The sequence below is a fragment of the Sphingomonas faeni genome (assembly GCF_040407565.1).
GTDB classification, from domain to species: Bacteria; Pseudomonadota; Alphaproteobacteria; order Sphingomonadales; family Sphingomonadaceae; genus Sphingomonas; species Sphingomonas faeni_F.
In genome coordinates this window covers 379,932-396,301 of the sequence record NZ_JAPZPR010000005.1, presented here as the reverse complement: position 1 = coordinate 396,301, position 16,370 = coordinate 379,932, and the positions used below count along the sequence as shown (strand labels likewise).

General features: G+C 66.0%; 18 protein-coding genes. 7 read left to right on the top strand and 11 right to left on the bottom strand.

Features of this window, described 5'->3' with window-relative positions:
• Positions 1 to 476 precede the first annotated feature (476 nt).
• Genes O6Y00_RS12950 through O6Y00_RS12940 form a run of 3 tightly spaced genes read right to left on the bottom strand, consistent with a single transcriptional unit; the run spans position 477 to position 2,991 of the window.
• Positions 477 to 2,087, bottom strand: coding sequence for an efflux RND transporter permease subunit (locus O6Y00_RS12950; protein ID WP_353443003.1), 1,611 nt, complete (start codon positions 2,085 to 2,087; stop codon positions 477 to 479).
• 35 nt (positions 2,088 to 2,122) lie between these two features.
• A complete protein-coding gene (locus O6Y00_RS12945; protein WP_353443002.1) occupies positions 2,123 to 2,527 on the bottom strand; it encodes a hypothetical protein in 405 nt (134 codons plus the stop codon).
• Positions 2,494 to 2,991, bottom strand: coding sequence for a TolC family protein (locus O6Y00_RS12940; RefSeq protein WP_353443001.1), 498 nt, complete (start codon positions 2,989 to 2,991; stop codon positions 2,494 to 2,496). Before O6Y00_RS12940 ends, O6Y00_RS12945 begins: the two co-directional genes overlap by 34 nt.
• A gap of 133 nt (positions 2,992 to 3,124) precedes the next feature.
• Here O6Y00_RS12940 and O6Y00_RS12935 point away from each other — a divergent pair, with 133 nt between their 5' ends.
• Both O6Y00_RS12935 and O6Y00_RS12930 read left to right on the top strand, forming a co-directional pair.
• Positions 3,125 to 3,802 carry a response regulator transcription factor gene (locus tag O6Y00_RS12935; RefSeq protein ID WP_353443000.1) on the top strand — a complete coding sequence of 226 codons (678 nt, stop codon included), beginning with the start codon at positions 3,125 to 3,127 and terminating at the stop codon, positions 3,800 to 3,802.
• Positions 3,789 to 5,141 carry a sensor histidine kinase gene (locus O6Y00_RS12930; RefSeq protein WP_353442999.1) on the top strand — a complete coding sequence of 451 codons (1,353 nt, stop codon included), beginning with the start codon at positions 3,789 to 3,791 and terminating at the stop codon, positions 5,139 to 5,141. The genes O6Y00_RS12935 and O6Y00_RS12930 overlap by 14 nt, the downstream gene beginning before the upstream one ends.
• A gap of 2 nt (positions 5,142 to 5,143) precedes the next feature.
• Here O6Y00_RS12930 and O6Y00_RS12925 read toward each other — a convergent pair whose 3' ends face one another.
• From O6Y00_RS12925 to O6Y00_RS12900, 6 genes are read right to left on the bottom strand one after another with little or no spacing between them, the layout of a single operon-like run.
• The gene (locus O6Y00_RS12925) at positions 5,144 to 5,683 is read right to left on the bottom strand and encodes a phosphatase PAP2 family protein (RefSeq protein ID WP_353442998.1); all 540 of its coding nucleotides are present in this window, start codon (positions 5,681 to 5,683) and stop codon (positions 5,144 to 5,146) included.
• Entirely contained in the window at positions 5,680 to 6,306 is a 627-nt protein-coding gene (locus O6Y00_RS12920; RefSeq protein WP_353442997.1) for a class I SAM-dependent methyltransferase, read from the bottom strand. Before O6Y00_RS12920 ends, O6Y00_RS12925 begins: the two co-directional genes overlap by 4 nt.
• A complete protein-coding gene (locus O6Y00_RS12915; RefSeq protein ID WP_353442996.1) occupies positions 6,303 to 6,968 on the bottom strand; it encodes a hypothetical protein in 666 nt (221 codons plus the stop codon). The genes O6Y00_RS12920 and O6Y00_RS12915 overlap by 4 nt, the downstream gene beginning before the upstream one ends.
• Complete coding sequence (locus tag O6Y00_RS12910) at positions 6,965 to 7,744, bottom strand: SDR family NAD(P)-dependent oxidoreductase (protein ID WP_353442995.1); 780 nt, start codon at positions 7,742 to 7,744, stop codon at positions 6,965 to 6,967. Before O6Y00_RS12910 ends, O6Y00_RS12915 begins: the two co-directional genes overlap by 4 nt.
• Positions 7,731 to 9,821 (bottom strand): AMP-binding protein, encoded by a 2,091-nt coding sequence (locus tag O6Y00_RS12905; RefSeq protein WP_353442994.1) that lies wholly within the window; start codon positions 9,819 to 9,821, stop codon positions 7,731 to 7,733. Before O6Y00_RS12905 ends, O6Y00_RS12910 begins: the two co-directional genes overlap by 14 nt.
• Complete coding sequence (locus tag O6Y00_RS12900) at positions 9,818 to 10,348, bottom strand: thermostable hemolysin (RefSeq protein WP_353442993.1); 531 nt, start codon at positions 10,346 to 10,348, stop codon at positions 9,818 to 9,820. Before O6Y00_RS12900 ends, O6Y00_RS12905 begins: the two co-directional genes overlap by 4 nt.
• A gap of 384 nt (positions 10,349 to 10,732) precedes the next feature.
• On the opposite strand from O6Y00_RS12900, the gene O6Y00_RS12895 reads away from it, so the two are divergent.
• From O6Y00_RS12895 to O6Y00_RS12885, 3 genes are read left to right on the top strand one after another with little or no spacing between them, the layout of a single operon-like run.
• The gene (locus O6Y00_RS12895; RefSeq protein ID WP_353442992.1) at positions 10,733 to 11,236 is read left to right on the top strand and encodes a DUF3833 family protein; all 504 of its coding nucleotides are present in this window, start codon (positions 10,733 to 10,735) and stop codon (positions 11,234 to 11,236) included.
• Positions 11,233 to 11,925, top strand: coding sequence for a VIT1/CCC1 transporter family protein (locus tag O6Y00_RS12890; RefSeq protein WP_353442991.1), 693 nt, complete (start codon positions 11,233 to 11,235; stop codon positions 11,923 to 11,925). The genes O6Y00_RS12895 and O6Y00_RS12890 overlap by 4 nt, the downstream gene beginning before the upstream one ends.
• Positions 11,926 to 11,965: 40 nt before the next feature.
• A complete protein-coding gene (locus tag O6Y00_RS12885; protein ID WP_353442990.1) occupies positions 11,966 to 12,418 on the top strand; it encodes a hypothetical protein in 453 nt (150 codons plus the stop codon).
• A 357-nt stretch (positions 12,419 to 12,775) separates the two neighbouring features.
• Here the strand turns inward: O6Y00_RS12885 and O6Y00_RS12880 are convergent, their stop codons facing one another.
• Entirely contained in the window at positions 12,776 to 13,420 is a 645-nt protein-coding gene (locus O6Y00_RS12880) for a hypothetical protein (protein ID WP_353442989.1), read from the bottom strand.
• A gap of 159 nt (positions 13,421 to 13,579) precedes the next feature.
• A complete protein-coding gene (locus O6Y00_RS12875) occupies positions 13,580 to 14,257 on the bottom strand; it encodes a winged helix-turn-helix domain-containing protein (RefSeq protein ID WP_353442988.1) in 678 nt (225 codons plus the stop codon).
• Between the two features lie 173 nt (positions 14,258 to 14,430).
• Here O6Y00_RS12875 and O6Y00_RS12870 point away from each other — a divergent pair, with 173 nt between their 5' ends.
• Positions 14,431 to 15,123, top strand: a complete 693-nt coding sequence (locus tag O6Y00_RS12870; protein WP_353442987.1) for an outer membrane protein — start codon at positions 14,431 to 14,433, stop codon at positions 15,121 to 15,123.
• A gap of 171 nt (positions 15,124 to 15,294) precedes the next feature.
• Complete coding sequence (locus O6Y00_RS12865) at positions 15,295 to 16,026, top strand: class I SAM-dependent methyltransferase (RefSeq protein ID WP_353442986.1); 732 nt, start codon at positions 15,295 to 15,297, stop codon at positions 16,024 to 16,026.
• Positions 16,027 to 16,370 lie beyond the last annotated feature (344 nt).

Sequence of the window (16,370 nt, the reverse complement as noted above, 5' to 3'; positions counted from 1 at the left end):
TATGGCGAGCGCCGTAATTCCGCTTGCCACGGCGCTCGCCGGCTTAGGCAACGAACACGCGCCAGCAAGGACTTCGCTTTGTAAGGAGGGTTCTCATTGCGCAGCGTCACGAACGGCCAGCGTCAGGCTAATCTGGACGACGGGAGTGATCGCAATCCGATCGTAGCTAGGCAATCCAAAGATCCGGCGGGACGGCGGCACTTATCAAATGATTTTTACATGACTTTCTAATTGTTCACGTCGTATCCTGCGATCGTGATCTCGCGGTCGAGCAAATTGGTCGGTTAAGTACCGATGGAGCTGCACTGCGCATGCCGCTTCGCACAATATGAACGGTCGATCTTCGCGTTATCGGCTGCGACATCGACGGGTCGAGAAGCTTTTCGGGCGACCTTTAGGTTGGTGGCTGAAGCAATCCGGCTCAAGTCGACTGTGAATAGTAAGCCAAGATTAAAGTCGCGTTGCATGCGGTGCGTTCAACGGGTCGATGGTGGCTTTTCGACCGGCGCTGGCCTCTCAGACAACCCTATCCATCCAAGGGTGTCGTCCTGCTCGCTGGCGGGGGCGCGGAGCAGCCATGCGGACAGCGCGGGGACGAATGTGAAGGTCCAGACGAGGCCCGCGAAGATCGCGAGCATGACCGCCTGCGCCATCGGCTGGAAGAGCTTGCCCTCGACCCCGCCGAGGCTGAGGACGGGGACATAGACGAGCGCGATGCCGAACATCGTCGGTCGCGCCACCATTCGTGCGGCGTCCGCCACCGTTTCGCGGGGCTCGTCGGGCGTGAGGTCTGCACCTTTGGCACGGCGACGCTCGGCGAGCAGCCTCAGGCTGTTCTCGACCACCACGATCGCGCCGTCGACGATCAGCCCGAAATCGAGCGCGCCGAGCCTCATCAGGTTTCCCGACACGCCGATCGCGTGCATTCCCGAGACGGTGACGAGGAAGGCGAGCGGGATGACGATCGTCACGATCAGCGCCGCGCGCCAGTTACTCATCACCAGCAGCAGCACGAGCGCGAGGAGCAGCGCGCCTTCGCCGAGATTATGCTCGACCGTCGAGATCGTCCGGTCGACGAGGTCGGCGCGGCTATATTGCCGGTGGACGACCATGCCCCTGGGCAGCGCCGACTGGATATCGGGCAGCGCGTCCTGCACCCGCATCGCGACCTCGCGGCTGTTCTGCCCGACCAGCATCATCACGGTGCCGAGCACGGTCTCGCGCCCGTTCTGCGTCGCGGCGCCCTGGCGTGGGGCCGATCCGATCACGACGTCGGCGAGATCGCGGACCTGGAGCGGCAGGATTCCACCTGCGAACTTGACCGGGATCGCGCCGATATCGGTCGCGCTCGTCACGCGGCCGTTGGTGAGCACGGTAAAGCGCTCGGCGCCCCGCGCGATAATGCCGCCGCCCGCATTCTCGACGTTCTTGCCGACCGCCTGCGCGAGTTCGGCCGCGGTCACGCCGTGCATCGTGAGGCGGCGCGGATCGGGTTCGACGACGAACTGCTGTTCGAGGCCGCCATTGGTGTTGACGTCGGCGACGCCGGTAACCGCGCGCAGCATCGGCCGAACCGTGTATTCCTGCGCCTCGTACAGCTCCATCAACTGGCGCTGCGCGTCCATGCCCGCCGGCGGCCGCTGCCATTCGAGTGTGTAGTAATAGATCTCGCCAAGCCCGGTGGTGATCGGCGCGAGTTGCGGCGAGGCGCCCGGCGGCAACTGGTCGCGGACCGCGTTCAGCCGCTCGGTGACGAGCTGGCGCGCGCGCATCTGGTCGGTGCCGTCCTTGTAGAGCAAGGTGACCTGGCTGAGCCCGGTCTTGGTCAGCGACCGCGTTTCCTCGAGCCCCGGCTGACCTGCCATCGCGCGCTCGATCGGCAGCGTCGCGAGCCGCTCGATCTCCTCGGGCGCCAGCGCGGGGACCATGGTGTTGACCTGCACCTGCACCTGCACCCCGGTGATGTCGGGAATTGCGTCGATCTGCAGGTTGGCGAACGACCACAGGCTGACCGCCGCGATCAGCGCGGTCACCACCGCGATCGCAAGCCGGCGCCGCGTGACGAAATCCAGCAAGCTGGCGATCATCGGACGAGCGCGTTGCCGCCGTTGAGTGCGCGCAGTTAGAGCAGCGCCTCGATCGCCTCGCGGCGCTCATCGAGCACCGCGTTGGTCGCCTCGATAAAGGATTGCTGCATCTTCATGTAGATCGCGAGCGGGATCGCGCCGAGCTGGAAGTTGCGTTTGGCCTCGTTGGCGGCATCGGCAAAGCTGCGCGGCGTGTTGCCATCCCATTTGCCGAGCGCGGATCGCTTCGCCTCATATTGCGCGGCCTGATCGAACACGTCGCGCGCGATGCGGCGTACGGCATTGACCGGCGCCGAGTTCGCCTCGGCATCGGCCATCGCCGCGGTCCGCTCCGCACTGATCGCGCCGGCTTGGAGCGAGGCGGCTTCGAGACGCGGGGCGGGGCCGGCCGGATCGCGCGACACGATCACGCGCGCCAGTGCCCGCATCCGCATCGCCACTTCGCGCGCGACGCCCGCCTTCTCATCGGCGGCAACAGCGCGTAGCCCAACGTCCGCGCGCGCGCCGCCAGCGTCGCATCGAACTGCTGGAGTCCCATCTTGGCAAGCTCCACCTGCCGCTCCGCGATCGCCCGGCGCAGCGCGATGCGGCCGCCGAACTCGATCGGCTGGACAACCGAGACGGCATAGGTCGGCCCGTCGCCGAGCGGCATTCCGGTGGTACGGTCGTCGGCGCGGCGCTGGCCGAACTCGACGACGGTCTCGGGGTCGGCCCAGCGCCCTGCCGCCGATCGCTCGACGCCCGCAGTTTCGATCTGGCGTTCGTAGAATTGCCGCTCGGGATTGTTGACGACAACGTCCTGCGCCAGCCGGTCGAGCGAGATCGCGGTACCGGCCGGAGTCTGCGCATAGGCGGCGTTCGGCATGACGGCGCCAGCAACAAGCGCGAAGGCAACAATCCGCATCACGTGCTTCTCCAAGGACATACCCTCGGAAAATCGGTAGCGGAGGGCTTGGCGTTGCGTCGATTAAATCCGCGTTCAGAGTCTGAACTGCAATTCAATTGACGGCGCGTCCACCGGCCTGCGAACTGGTCGCATGACGCATATCCTGCTCATCGAGGACGATGCCGGCACCGCGCACGAGATCACGCTCGAGCTGGCGGCGAACGGCTATGCGGTGACGCACCACGCCTTGCTGGCGGATGGTTTCCTCGCGGCGCAGGGGGACGGCGTCGACCTGCTGATAGTCGATCGCCAGCTTCCCGATGGCGAGGGGCTCGATCTGATCGCGCGGCTGCGGGCCGAGGGCCGGCGGACGCCTGCGCTGGTGCTCAGCGCGCTCGGCAGTCTCGACGACCGTGTGCGAGGGTTGCGCGCGGGCGGCGACGACTATCTCCCCAAGCCGTTCGCTCTGGTCGAGCTGATCGCCCGCGTCGAGGCGCTGCTGCGACGGCCAAACGAAACGCGCGATACACGGCTGATCGTCGGCCCGCTCGATCTCGACCTGCTGGCGGGAACCGCAACCCGGTCGGGGCGGGCGCTGGACCTGTTGCCACGCGAGCTGAAGCTACTCGATTACCTCGTTCGCCGGCCCGAGCGGATCGTCACGCGGTCGATGCTGTTGCGCGATGTCTGGGGCTATACTTTCGAGCCCAATAGCAACGTCGTCGACGTCCATATGGGCCGCCTGCGCCGCAAGATCGACGGCGAGGGCGAGCCGCAACTGATCCGCAACGTCCGCGGGCAGGGCTATGTGTTCGATGTCCCGGCCTGATCCGCGCGCGCGCGCGACCTGGCGATGGGGCGGGGCCATCGCGGCGCTGCTGGTAGTCCAGTCGCTGGTGGTAGCGGGTCTGTTCTGGGCGCTTGCCAACGGCAGTCACCAACGCATGGCGGAGCGCGGGTTCGCGCAGGATTGCCGCGATCTGGCGGCGCTGGCCGCACCGGCGCGACAATCGGAAGTTCGCGCCATGCTCGGTCGAGATATCCACCGCGATCGCTTCCTCGCGCTGTTTGCCGCTAATGGCACGCTGATTGACGGCAATATCGCGCGCCTGCCGGTGCCGAAAATCACGCGCGGGTCGGTAGTCGCTGACGTCGAGACGACCGAACTGCCGGGCAAGGCCCGCGATACCGCGCGGCTGGTCGTGTGTGCGATGCCCGATGGCGCGCGGCTGGTCACCGGCGTCGATCTCGACGATGCGGAGGAGGCCTTGCGGGTAGTCGAGCGGTCGCTCGCATTCGCGTTGATCCCCGCGATCCTGCTGGCGATCGGGTTCGGGCTCGCCGCCGGGCGACGCGCGGCGCGGCAGGTCGACGCGGTCCGGACACTCACCGCGCGGATCGTCGCGGGCGATCTGGCGGAGCGCCTGCCGGTCGGGCCCGATCCCGACAGCTTCGGGCGGCTCTGCGCGCATATCAACTCGATGCTCGACCGGCTCCAGCTGCTCGTGACCGAGGTCCGCGGGGTCGGCGACGACATCGCGCACCAGTTGCGCACGCCGCTCACCCGGCTGCGCGCGCGGGTCGAACGCGGACTGCGCGAGGCGGAAACGCGCGCGCAGTTCGAGGCGGTCGCCGATGCCGCGCTAGCGGAGGTCGACACGCTGCTAGGGATCGTCGCGGCGCTACTGCGGATCCGTGAGCTCGAGGATCATGCGCGCCGCAGCCGTTTCGCCGCGGTCGACCTCGCGCGGCTGGCGGAGGATGCGTGCGAGCTTCACCGCCCGACCGCGGAGGATCGCGGGATCGACCTGACCTGCGAGATCGCCACGACCGCCTCGGTCGAGGGCGATGCGAGCCTGTTGATGGAAGCGGTCTCGAACCTGATCGACAACGCGATGAAGTTCGGACCCCCGCACGGTCGCGTGCTGCTGTCGCTGCGGCAGGAGGGCGAGGGCGTCGTCCTCACCGTGGCCGACGACGGGCCAGGCGTACCGATCGCCGAGCGGTCGCTCGTCACGCAGCGCTTCTATCGTGGGCGGCAAGATTGCGAGGGCGCCGGGCTCGGGCTCAGCCTAGTCAAGGCAATCGCCGATCTGCACGGTTTCACGCTGCGGTTCGCTAAAGTCGGCAGCGCGGTCTCGCTGGTCGCCCCGGTCCGCGAGGACTGAGGTCAGAACCGCATCGCCACGTCGATGCCGCCACCACCCGACCCGGCCCAGGGCGTAAGACGAACGCGGTCGTCGTGGCGCGAGGTCAGCAGGAACCCACTCGCGCCGCCGATCGCCGCGCCGGCCAGCACGTCGTGGACATAATGCTTGTCGGCCCGGACGCGCGCGACGCCGACGAACGACGCGACCAGCAAAGCGGGCAACCCCGCCTCCCAGCCATAGCGCTTTTCGAGCGAGGCGGCCGCGGCGAACGAGACCGAGGTGTGGCCGGACGGAAAGCTCTTGTCGTCGCTGCGATCCGGGCGGCGCTCGTGGATCAGTTCCTTCAGCGCGAACGTGGTGCCGCCCGCGACGAGCATGCTGCCGCCCGCCTCCAGATCGCCGCGCCAGTCGCCCTGGATGGCGGGCACGCCGAGCGCGGCACCGACGAGAAGGTCGCGACCGACGCTGCTGGCATCCGCCCAGCTTTTCGGACTGGCCATCGCAGGCGATGCCCACGCTACCGGGGCGAGTAAAGCCAGTGCCGCAATCGCGAGTCTCATTCCGCTGGGGTCCTTTGTTGTGCGCGTTTGTCGAAAATTGCGATCATGCCCGTGACGCCGAACCCCGCATTGACCGAAGTGATGATGGCGGCAGGTCCGAGCATGACCTGCAGGTCTGCCGGGGTGAGCTGCCGGTGCGTTTCACTGCTGCCAATCCCGATGCGCCGCAGCGAGTCTCCGGTCGTCGCATAGACTGCGAGCCGTCCGCCGCGTCGCAGCACGCGCCGGATTTCGCCGAGCACCGCGCGGTCGTCGTGCCAGAAATAGGCGACGTTGGACGCGAGGATGCGGTCGACGCTCTCGTCGAGCATCGGGATGTCTGTAAACGGCGCAGCGTAGAAGGCCGCGCCGGGGTGACGCCGGCGGGCGCTGGCGATCATGTCCTGCGAGTGATCGAGGCCGTACACCCGCCCGGTGCCCGCTGCCGCCGTCAACGCTGGGATCGCGTCGCCGGTGCCGCAGCCGAGATCGAGCACAGTATCGCCGCGTCGGACATCGAGCGCTGTGATTGCCAACCGCGTCGGCCGGCGGTTGGCGACGCGCATCGCCTGTCCGACCAGCCGACCACCCGTGCCGCTGGGGCTCGCAAGCTGCCGCGCGAGGGTAGCGGCGAGAGGGTTCACGCCGCCTTGAGCTTTGCGTTGATCTTGCCGAGCAGCGCCCGCATTTCCGCACGACGTCCCGCGTCCCAGACCGGACGCGCGCCGTTCACCGGCGCCTGGAGCCCGCGCAGGACATATTGCTTCGCCTGTGCCGGATGCCCCTCGTCGTTGAGGAAGTCGGCATAGAAGAAGTTGTCGTCGAGGCCGTTCGGATCCTGCTTCAGCGCCGCCTCGAGCAGCGCGCGAGCCTTCGCCGTGCTGCCGAAGCCGATCGGAAAACCGGGGACGCGGTAATAGAGGACGCCGAGGCTCATCTTGACGCCGCCGTCCGCGATATTCGGGTCGATGCCCTGCGCCTTTTCAAGGATGTCGCGCGCTGACCGGGCGAAACCGAGCTGTTTCAGGACGCTGGCGCGCGCCGCCTCTTCGCTGACGACGATCCCCTGCCACAGCAGCGGCTCGGCGCGGCCGGGATAGCGTGCGGACACCTGCGCGGCTTGGCCGGCAAGCGCGTCGAGCTGGCGATATTGCTCGTTCCGGTCGGCGACCTGATAGCGGATATGCGCCCATTGGTCGTTGATGCGGCGGACCGCGGCGTCCATCGCCGGGTTGTTGCTGGCGTTGGCGGCACCCGCACCTGTAAAGGCGAGCGCGGCGAAGGCGAGAGCGTAGCGGACGATCATGATAGGGCTCCTGAAGTCTTGTCCTGGAAAAGGCCGCGCGCGGTCAGCACCTGTCCCGCGAGGCCGCGATCGACCACGCCCGGCAGCATCGCGTTGAGCTGCGTGAAGACACGTTCGGGCAGCCCGATCGACACGTCGCGCTCGCGCCGTTCGATCGCGCGGAAGATGCGGTCGGCGACGGCGGCGGGATCGTCCGCGGTCATCTTGGTCAGCGCCATGAAATGCTCGATCGTCGCGGTGTTGAAGCCGGTCCTGACTGCGCGCGGCGCGACGTGCGTGACCGCGATCCCGCGCCCGCCGAGTTCGCGGCGCAGCGCCTGGCTGAGTCCTTTCAAGCCGGCCTTCGCACTCGAATAGGCGGTGAAATAGGGGTAGGGTACTGCACCCATGACCGAGCCGATGTTGACGATCTGGCCATCGCCGCGCGCGATCATCTGCGGCACGACCGCGCCTGCCAGGACCGCGGGTGCTACGAGGTTGACCGCATAGCCGAGCGCGATCCGGCTTACGCCTTGCTGTTCGAACGGTCCGAAATACTGGAGCCCCGCGACGTTGGCGAGGATGTCCACACGGCGCTCGGCGAGCGTGCGGGCGAGGTCGGTCAGCGCCTCTGGATCGGCGAGATCGGCAACGAGATGGTCGTCGCAGGCGCTCGATGCGATCCGGTCGATTCCGGTGACGTATGCGCCGCGTGCGCGCAGTCGGGCCGCGAGCAGCCCGCCGAGCCCCCCGGCCGCACCGGTCAGCACGATATGGCGCCCTTCAAGCCGGGACACGCGTCGCCTCCAGCTCGATGCCAGCGAATAGCCCGCCGAACAGCCCGAACATCGCGTTCGCCATGTCGATGATCGCGCGCTGGTCTTCGGGATCGTCGATCCGGTTCATCAGCTTTTCGAAGAAGACCATGTGGTCCTGGTCGAGCGCACCGTGCGAGGTCAGGTAATGGAACGCGTCGTTGGGCAGCCCGAGCGACGCCTGTACCGCGCCGGCGCCGTGGCTTGCCATCGCGATGCTGGTACCTTCCAGCACATAGACCATGCCGAAGAAGGCGGCGGGGTTGCCCGTGCGGATCGTCTGATAGGCAAATTCGACCATGGCGCGCGTCGCAGGCGAGGGCGCGCGGCTGGCGGCGAGGCTGTCGCCACCGGCCGCTTCGATATCCTCGAGTATCCAGAACTCATGGCCGGTTTCCTCGTCGATATACTCGTCGAGCGCGGCGACCAGCGCCGGGCGATGCGCAAGCCGTGCGCGTGCTTCCTGCATTAGCGGAACGGTGTGGCGGACATGGTGGAAGGCTTCGGTCAGATAGGCGATGTAGTCGGCGCGCGTGATCCGGCCGATCATTCCGGCGATGAGTTGCGGGGTCATCGCAAAGCGCGCCTGCGCCTCGCGGGTTTCGCTGACGAGGCGGTCGAAGAAGGGCTGATCCACGAGGGTCTCCTGATAGGGATAGGCGGCGTCGATCGCGGCGCGGCGCAGCCGACCGTTGCCGGTGAGCAACCCGGTCGCAGGGGTGAACGGCGCGAGGACCTGCCAGCGCGCGACGCGGGCATAGGGAGGGAGCGCCGCATTGGCGGCATCGACCGCGGCATCGACGTCCGCGCTGGGCGACGACGGTACGAGCAGTGCGTTGAGCGTCGCGCGCCCGTCGCCCCGGACCATCGCCTGGAAGATCGCGGGCTGGCGCGTCAGCACACCCTCGACCCATTCGGGCGAGACGTTGCGACCGTGGCTTGTCACGATCAGCGCGGATTTGCGGCCCTCGATCCATAGTCGCCCGGCGTCGTCGATCCGTCCGAGATCGCCGGTTGCGAGCGGACCGGGCGCGCGAGGATTGCCGACGGTACCAAGGAACAGCGGACCGTCGATCAGGATCTCACCATCCTCGGCGAGGCGGATGGTATTGGCGCCGATGCTCCGGCCGACACTGCCGCGCGATGCCGGATCGCCGTCGTCGAGCGCGACCACCGAGGCGCATTCGGTGAGACCATAGCCCTGGCGGATCGGCAGGCGCATGTCCGCCGCGGCGTCGAGCAGCAGCGGATCGACCCGCGCACCACCAACGGCCACGAGCGTCAGTCGCGGCAATTGGATACCGGTCGCGCGCATTGCGGCGACGAGGCCGGCGAGATAGTGCGGCACGAGGATCAGCGACGTGATCGCCTGCCGCTCGATCGTGTTCAGGATCGCCATGACGTCCGGACGGAACGGATCGGCCATGCCGACTGCGGACTGGGGCAGCGCGACGTAAGTGCCACCCGCCAGCATCGTCGCATGGAAGCCGGCGACATTTTCGAGCATTATCCCCGGCGGCAGCAACGGGAGATGCCGCCCGGCATGATGGACACCCAGCGTATCCACCACCGCCTGCGCGACGCCCAGGAGATGGTCGCGCGAGAGGCAGATTCCCTTCGGATCGCCGGTCGATCCCGAGGTGAAGGTGATGCGCGCCGTACCGACGGGCAGGGGCCTGGCGGGCCGGTTGCCGCGCTCTTCGAGAACCTCGAGACCGGGGTGGGCGTCCAGCGAGAACGTCACCGGTCCCGACAACAGCATCTCCGCACCGGCCGCGCCGAGTGCGTGATCGGTCTGCTCGGCCGTGAAGAAGGCAGGCAGGGGGATGGTCGGTATGCCGGCTTCGAGCAATACGAGATCGAGGAGGCACTCGCCGACGCCCTGATCGACCTGCAGCGCTACCGGGCGACCATCGGAAAACCGGGTGGCCAGATTCTCGGCTAACTGCGGAAGGACCCGCGCCAGAGTCCCCCAGTTGACCGGCGCCGCGCCGTCGATCGCGATCGCATCGGGCCGGCGCTCGGCATGGCCTCGGATCGCATCCAGCAACCGTGTCATGCGCGGGCGCTCCGATCGAGCATGGCACGGCACGCGGCGATGTCTCCTGCGCAAACCACCGGATCGGTCTGGTAATAGCGGCCCCAGGCCGAACCCGCCTCGCCAAGCGCTTCGATCCGCGCTGGCGCGAGTTCGATCAGGTCGACGCCCAGCCGCGCGAACATCGATCGCAACGGTCGGGTCAAGACCGCGACCGCGACATCCGCCTGCCCGGCAAGCGCTGCGGCCGCTTCGTGCCACAAGGTGAGGGTCGCGCCGGCGCGCCGCGAGGCGTGGTCGCCGAGTTCGACGATCCGCGCGCGCGGTACGGGCCGTCCGAACGCTTCGGTCAGCACTATTTCTACCGGCCGATCGAGATACGCTTCTAGGAATAGCGCGTCACCAGCGGCGAGCCGGTACCCGAGCGTCGCCTGCGGCACATCGGGGGCGCCAATCGTCAGATAGGTCGGGTAGTCGCTGGCCGGTATCGCCCCGTGGACGGCGGCGTAACGGTCATGGATCAACGCAATCAGCGCAGCATCACGCATAGGCTTCCTCCCAGGTGCAGGAAGGACGCCGCCCGGAGTTCGTGACCTCAGTCTGTGGTGATGAAAGAATCGCGCAATGTCGGATTCATTGAGATATCGTCGCAGGATCGACCGCTTTGACGTAGAAATCTCAATTACTCCACGCGAACTGATAAGCATTATCAGTATAGCATGCTGGACGATCGACCATGAACGCGAATTTAGTTGGCGCTTGGTGGCGTGTGGATTGACAATAGGCCACCTAAAGGGTTGTGAGGCCGGTATCTGTTGCTCAACTCTGGATAGCGTCCGCGAAACCAGCGTCGCTGCGCAACCAACTTCCATACCGACCCCGTCAAACCTCGCGTCTGTCGAAAGCCTCGTTCCATCATGTCGCACCGATCCATGAGGGCCGCCGCATCAGCTGCGCTCGCCCTGCTTCTCGTAAGTTGCGCGGGCGCGCCACGGGCAACTACCCGCGCCGCGCCCCCCTTCATAGCCGAGCGCTTCTTCGCCGGACGCCTTGACGGTGTCGGCACGCTGAAGATCGTGCTGCACGCGCCGGCCATAACGCACGTGACCAGCGTCGGCCGTGTCGGTGCCGACGGTGTACTGGTGCTAGATCAGCACATCGAACAGCAGGGCAAACCGGCGCGCGATCGACAGTGGCGGATCCGACCGCTTGGCAACGGGCGCTACACCGGGACGCTGACCGATGCGTCGGGTTCGGTGACGGGGGAGACGGAAGGCAATCGGCTGCATTTCCACTTTCCGATGAAAGGCGGGATGCGGTTGGATCAATGGCTGACCTTGTCGGCCGATGGGCAGGTGGCACAGAACCATCTGATCGTCCGCAAACTGGGCGTTACCGTCGCGACCCTCGACGAAACCATCAGGAAGATTTCATGAGCGCGCATCACGAACGCCATCTGGTCTCACGGACTGGCTGGTTGCGCGCGGCGGTCCTGGGTGCGAACGACGGCATCGTCTCGACCGCCAGCCTGATCGCGGGGGTAGCGGCATCGGGTGCGACGACCGGCACGGTGCTGGTCGCGGGGTCGGCGGCAATGGTCGCGGGCGCGATGTCGATGGCAGCGGGCGAATATGTTTCCGTCAGTTCGCAGGCGGACAGCGAGGCCGCCGACCTGGCGCGCGAACATGCCGAACTCGCCAGCGACTGGGCGCACGAGCATGACGAACTTGCGCAGATCTATGTCGCACGCGGCCTCGATGCGGCGTTGGCGCATCAGGTTGCCGAGCAGTTGATGGCCCACGACGCACTCGGCGCGCACGCTCGCGACGAGCTCGGCATTTCCGAAATGGTCACGGCGCGCCCGGTCCAGGCCGCGTTCGCATCGGCGGTCAGCTTCGTCACCGGCGCCATCCTCCCGCTCGTAGTCGCGGCGCTGACACCGGCGCCGCGACGGCTGGTCGCGGTAATCGTTGCGACGCTGATCTGTCTCGCCATTCTCGGCGTGGTCGGAGCAAGGGCAGGGGGTGCCCGCCCCTTGCGCCCGGCGGTACGCGTGCTGCTGTGGGGGGCGGCGGCGATGGCGGCGACCGCGGGGATCGGCCACCTCGTCGGCACCGCAGTATGACTATCGACGTACCCGCAGGCATTTCCGGTCGGAGAGCGCGATGAAAGCTCAGACGATGCGCCGCGTGCGCCAGTATCATCTCTATCTCGGACTTTTCTTCGCGCCCGCGATCCTGCTGTTCGCGCTGAGCGGCGCACTCCAGACGTTCCGGTTGCAAGAGGCCAAGGGCTATGGCGGTACGCCGCCGCGCTGGATCGTTTGGATGGCCAGTGTTCACAAGGACCAGTCGCTACCTCGTGAGATGCACGACACGCTTCGCACGACGAACCCATCGGCATTGGTCGCCCGAGCGCCACGCAGCGGGCAGGAACGGCCGTTCACGCGGATCTCGCCATTGCCCTTGAAGATCTTCGTCGCGCTGATGTCGCTCGGGCTGCTGGCGTCGGCGATCCTCGGGATCGTCATCGCGCTCACCAACCGAACGATGCGACGAAGGTCAATGATCGTTCTTGTGGCGGGAGCAGTGCTGCCGCTTCTCCTGCTGCTTGTCTGAAACCGTTCTGGCTGCGTAGGCGCACGGACGATGCGACGTGGATAAGAGTCTGACGTTGGGACCGCAAAGCGGCTTGTGAATGGGTGTAAGTAGGTCGGTTCGGGCCGGTGCGAAGATCGATCAACAAACAAGGTTCGTTTATTTGAGCGTAGGGGGCCTCGCACCATCACGGTCACGCGGTTCAGCAGATCGCCCCCGATCACTGGCGCGATCGACCGGCCGAACGCCGCCTACCTTGGCGTTAGTCGATTGCCAGCATCCGACGCTGAGCTGTCGATGTCCGTTGAAGGGTCAGTGTCGCGCCTTCTTCCTACGCGTCTCGATAGCGGCGGAAAGCTTGCCGTTTGCGAGCGGCGCTCAGCATGCGCGTTCAGCGCGGAAATCGGGTTGAGAGGCCGAATGCCGCCAATATTCTTGCAGTCCGGTTCGTTCGAGTATTGTCGTAAACCCGGGGAGCTGCCGCAGATTGAAGGTGTCGCGTCGGAAAAGGACCACGCTGTCGGGTTGCCCAGCGAGGGTATAGGTGCCCATCATGCTCACGCCGGGAGCCTGTGCCTGGGGAGGGTCCGATCGGAATATCTGATCGGCGATCTCGAGGGCGGCTTCAGGCTGATCCAGTGTCGTCAGCGCGTGGATCGCGACGGTTGCGGGGGCGATGCCGATCCGTGCGAAATCGGTAAAGTTCTTGCGCGCGGCGGCCATGTCGGCGGGGCGGCGGTCGCGCATGGCGATGAGGTGCAGGCGGCGGCGGGCGAGGTTGGGGTCGTCCGGTGCAACGCCGGGTGGCGGCGCGTCGAGCAAGGACTGCACCCGGTCATAATGGTGGGCGACCACGTTCATCCGCACGCATTCCGACCACGCGAGCATGATCCCGGGCCACAGCGCATAGGCTTCCTCAATGGCAGTAATAGCGTCGGTATCACGCCCGATGTCGAACAGAGCGCCCGCCAGATCGAGGGCGATCGCGGGGCTGAGCGGGTTGGTTTTGCGCAAGGCGGCCAAGCACCCGACGGCTTCTGTGGTGCGGCCTACCGACAGTAGGAAATGGCCGTGGAGGTGAAGAAGGCTCACGCTATCCGGCGTGTTCGCCAGTCCTTTCTGGAACAGCGCTTCAATCTCTCCCCAATTGTTGAATCGCGGTACCAGATTGGCGAGCGTGCCTTAGGCCTGACCCAGCCTAGGATCTAGCGCGAGGGCGTGGTCTAGCGACCGGCTACTTTCGGCGCGGGCGGGTCCCTGCATCGGTGCTGGGAGGTAAAGCATCAACAGCCGTTGCGCCTCGGCAAGCGCTGCCCAGCCCGGCGCGAAGTCCGGCGCACGTGTGATCAGTTGTTTCAGATAGGCCAATGCCTGTTCGAGCGGCTCACGGGACGGTTGCTCCAGCCCGACCAGCGCCCGTGCGAAGAGGTCGCGCGCGAGCGGGTCCGCGATCGGAGCGGATGGGTTGCTGGAAGGCAGAGGCGCAGGGTCCGAGGCAACTGTATCGACGGGAAGCGGCTGGATCAGGCGGTAGCCGATCCGTGGCAGGGTCTCGAGACGAGACGCGGGTGCCGATGCAGCGATAAGACGACGCAACAGGCTGATGACGCGGTTCACGGCATCCGGGCTGACAGTTACGCCGCCCCAGCAACTAGCGGTCAACTCCTCCCGGGAGACGGTTCCGCCGTCCGCTCGGGCTAGCGCGATGAGAACCTGCATCAGGCGCGGCTCCAGCCGTTCCGATACATTGCGGTGCTGAACTTCACCACTGGATGGGCGAACGCGCAGCCCGCCGATCCAGAAGTCGGGTTCGTCCGCCAGGCGGATCGGCCGCGGCGCGATGCGGGAGTGTTGCCCCACCCAATCCTCCTTTTCCGGCAGTGATTCTCCGCACCTCGTGCCGTCGTCAGTATTTCATAAGGTTCACATCAGGTTTTCATCAGCCTAGCCGGCTTCACTGAAGTGTTACCGCTCTGTACTCATCGTTCTCGCAATAACATTGCGGACGATGTGAAGATAACCGGGAGGAATCGATGTGTAGCGGTAGAAAATATCCTATTATTGGGGCGGCTGCACTAGTTGCGAGCGCCACTTCCACGCCAGCGATTGCCCAAGATTGGTATGTCTCGGGCGCGGCGACGATATCGGTGCTGGATGATCCAGACTCGATCATTCACAACGCCCCCATACCCGGTGCGACCTTATATATCACAAACGTACTCGAAGATACCGGCTGGGGTGGACAGATCGCCATCGGGCACCGTTTCGGACCAGTGCGGATCGAGGCGGAGGTCGGACGGACGCGGACGGACGCAAGGCGCTACGTAGTCACCGCGCCGATCAGCAACGACCTCCCGCAGATCGGCGGAGATACGGTGACTCGGTTCATGGCCAACGCGTATTTCGATGTGCCGCTCAAGGGCATCGGCGTGAAGCCATATCTCGGTGCGGGCGTCGGCGACGCGACCGTTCACGTCACGACCAAGGCGTCCAGACCGTTCGGCCCGCCGACGGCGCCCACGCAATTAATCGACGATCACGTCAACGGAGTCGCGTGGCAGGCGATGGCGGGAATGGCCGTGCCGCTGTCCGCGCGGTTCGCTGTCACGGCGCAATACCGGTACATGAGCGGGGGGACCCTGCACGGCCAAGACACGCGCGGCCAGGATTTTCAGACGAAGATCCAAGGTCACAATGTCGATCTCGGGGTCCGCTTCTCCTTCTAGCAAACGCTCGAGCAGGGCTGTCCACACTATTGGCGGAGACAGGACATGGCGTCACCGACGGTGCCGGAACACGACGACACTTGCGCACGATCGCGATGGGACGCGGCGGCTGACGGGTGGGATGAACAGACACCGCAAATTCGTGCCTGGCTTCGTGAGGCGACCGCGGCAATGCTCGACATGGCCGACATCGGGCCGGGCATGAAGGTGCTGGACGTTGCGGCGGGCACCGGGGATCAAACCGCCGACATCGCAGGCCGGGTTGGGCCTGGCGGCTTGGTCCTCGCGACTGACGTGTCGCCCCGAATGCTCGCCGCGGCCGCCGCCAATCTGTCCGCAGCCGGGCTGGGCAACGCCCGTACGCTATTGACCGCGGGAGAGACGCTCGCGCTGGACGTCGCGAATTTCGATGCCGCTGTGTGCCGGCTCGGCCTCATGTTCTTTGGCGATCCCTTGGCGGGACTACAGGCGATCCGCCGGACGTTGCGCCCCGGGGGCCGCTTCTGCGCGATGGTCTTCTCAGAACCGTCCGCCAACCCTTGCATCGGAATCACCGTCTCGATCGCGCGCCGCCATGCGGGGTTGCTGCCCGACGATCCCTATTTGCCGGGCGCGCTGCTGAGCCTTGGCAAACCGGGACTGATCGACGAATTGTTCAGGTTGGCCGGCTTTGTCGATCTCGAACTTCGATCTGTCAGCGCGCCGCTCAAGCTCGTGTCGGTCGAGGAATACCTAAGGTTCGTTCGCACCGCCGCAGGACCAGTGATGACCATTCTTGACCGAATGAGTCCGGACACCTCGCGAGCGGCTCGAGCCGAAATGGCGGCAGCGTTGTCAGCCTACGCCACTGCTGACGGATGGGAAGCACCCACCGAATTGCTGCTGGTCGCGGGCGCTCGATGAGCCATGCCAACCACAAATTAGTCCGGAAGGTTTGAAGGCGATCCGCTATGCCCCCGACCAGATGACTTCCTGTCTTGCACTGCCTATCAGGTGTCGGGCGTGCTCATTCCGCCAGTTGCCGATCAGCAGACGGCCAAACTTCATAGTGTCCAGGCCGAAATCTGAGCCCGCGCAGGTCCGCTCCTCCGGAAAGCCGACCATGGACTTTTACCCTGCAAGGGGCTGCTTCGTCTCAACTCCCTCTCACCCGAGACCTGCCGCCGGTCAGGTAGAGACGAACAAGTATCTGATGTTGGAGATTGCTAAACGCGATTTGGAGGTCGTTGGTGTCATTGTTAGTCATC